Raw genomic sequence first — 504 nt, forward strand, 5'->3', positions numbered from 1 at the left:
GCCTATTCCGGCGGCTTGGTGCACTAGATGGGCATCCGATTTCGGTTGGGTAGCTATTCAAACATTTACGGAGAGTTTGATCCTGGCTCAGGACGAACGCTGGCGGCGTGCTTAACACATGCAAGTCGAACGGTGATGAGGAGCTTGCTTCTTTGATCAGTGGCGAACGGGTGAGTAACACGTGAGCAATCTGCCCTTGACTCTGGGATAACTGCGGGAAACTGTAGCTAATACCGGATACGACCTTGGAAGGCATCTTCTTTGGTGGAAAGAATTTTGGTCAAGGATGAGCTCGCGGCCTATCAGCTAGTTGGTGAGGTAATGGCTCACCAAGGCGACGACGGGTAGCCGGCCTGAGAGGGTGACCGGCCACACTGGGACTGAGACACGGCCCAGACTCCTACGGGAGGCAGCAGTGGGGAATATTGCACAATGGGCGCAAGCCTGATGCAGCAACGCCGCGTGAGGGACGAAGGCCTTCGGGTTGTAAACCTCTTTTAGTAG

Annotated in this window: 1 rRNA gene; it reads left to right on the forward strand. The window is 55.0% G+C overall.

The annotated features are described in order from the left end of the window. Positions 1-64: 64 nt before the first annotated feature. Positions 65-504, forward strand: a 16S ribosomal RNA gene (locus tag JF66_RS21345); the annotation flags it as partial.

The sequence above is a fragment of the Cryobacterium sp. MLB-32 genome (genome assembly GCF_000738085.1).
GTDB lineage: Bacteria > Actinomycetota > Actinomycetes > Actinomycetales > Microbacteriaceae > Cryobacterium.